The sequence below is a fragment of the Bacillus norwichensis genome (assembly GCF_014836955.1).
GTDB classification, from domain to species: Bacteria; Bacillota; Bacilli; order Bacillales; family Bacillaceae_C; genus Siminovitchia; species Siminovitchia norwichensis.
In genome coordinates, this window is sequence record NZ_JACSPV010000099.1 from 1 (window position 1) to 1,528 (window position 1,528).

General features: G+C 42.5%; 1 protein-coding gene. It reads left to right on the forward strand.

Annotated elements, in window-relative coordinates; translation table 11 throughout:
• Window positions 1-165 precede the first annotated feature (165 nt).
• Window positions 166-1,527 (forward strand): IS4 family transposase, encoded by a 1,362-nt coding sequence (locus H9631_RS22095; protein WP_191816610.1) that lies wholly within the window; start codon window positions 166-168, stop codon window positions 1,525-1,527.
• Window position 1,528 lies beyond the last annotated feature (1 nt).

A 1,528-nucleotide genomic window follows, 5' to 3' on the forward strand; every position in this document is an offset into this window, starting at 1 on the left:
CTCAACTTTCGCACCAACAAAATAAGTACTAATCGTTGGCTAGACTGAATCTTGAGCCTATCAATTATGTTGCTTGACACCCTTGGTAAAAATGAAAAAACACCTCAATCTTTGGTATAGTGTAATTGACTAGAAAACACTACCACAGAAGAGGTGTCCCTAACTATGATAGATCAAAATAGCCAATATAATCAACTGCCAAATGAACTTGATTCGGTTTTTTCCGAGCTTGAAGTGAATAAGCACTTGCGTCAAGCAGGCATTAAAAAATCCTTTGGTTTCAGTTGTTCTTACTTGTTTCAGCTTGTGTTCTGCTTAATTTTCCAGCATAAAAATTGGTTTTCCCTTCTGGATTCAAAGAAAGCTAACAAATATCCAGCTAAGGATGCGGTCTATCGCTTTTTAAATCAAGCAACGTTCAATTGGCGCCGTTTCCTGCTGCTTTTTAGTTCAAATGCGATTCAAAAGGTTACTCGCCTGACGGATAAAAAACGTCCCAAAGTGTTCATTGTCGATGACTCAGCTTATAATCGAAACCGCAGTAAAAAGGTTGAATTGCTCGCACGTTGCTTTGATCACGCTTCTCTGAAAATGCGTTTCTATAAAGGTTTTCGCATGCTGACTTTGGGATGGTCTGATGGCTGCACATTTATGCCAATCGATTTCTCCTTGCTCAGTTCGAAAAAAGCCCAGATCAACGGAATCTCTTCGCAAGTTGACAAACGCACCTGCGGCTACAAGCGACGGGAGAATGCCTTACAATCAGCGCCTGAACAGGTACCAGATATGATTAAACATGCCCTAGCCAGTGGAATAGATGCGAGCTATGTTCTCATGGATTCCTGGTTCACGCTACCGCCACTTGTTCAAACAATTGTTGAACAGGGCTTGGATGTGATTGGTATGGTTAAAGAAACAAAACAGCGCTATATAGTAAATGGAAATTCTGTTTCCTTAAAGCATCTCTATCGCCTGGCCCAGCCGGTACAGGCAAAGAAAGGAGCTCTTCGCTCCATCCATACGGTGATGGCTAATGGGACACCTATAAAGGTAGTTTTCATACGGAACAGAAACAAGCGAAGGGAATGGCTTGCCATCCTCAGTACCGACTGTAGCCTTACCGAACAAGAGATTATTCGGATCTATGGCATGCGCTGGGATATTGAGGTTTTCTTTAAGACGGCCAAATCCCTCTTAAAACTTGAAAAGGAGTTCCAAAGCCGCTCATATGACGCGCTAATTAGCCACACCACCATTGTGTTCGCACGTTTTATCGTCCTTGCGTGGCAAAATCGCTGTCACACGGACCAGCGGACACTTGGCGGACTATTTTACGAATTATGTGATGAAGTCAATGAACTTGATTGGGCTGTTGCTTTGCGGCATTTAATCGAGCTTCTTCAAGACGCATTAAAACAGACGAATAAAAGAATCAAAAAGTTAATCCAAAGTCAACTTGAGCAGTGGTTCTCTGGCCTTCCCAACTACATCAAGGCTTATTTGCCAATTTCTCTCTGCGAAAGTTGAG

Bases quoted from the DNA above. Each gene is read 5' to 3' on its own strand.
- H9631_RS22095 (WP_191816610.1), top strand. From the start codon at position 166: ATGATAGATCAAAATAGCCAATATAATCAACTGCCAAATGAACTTGAT.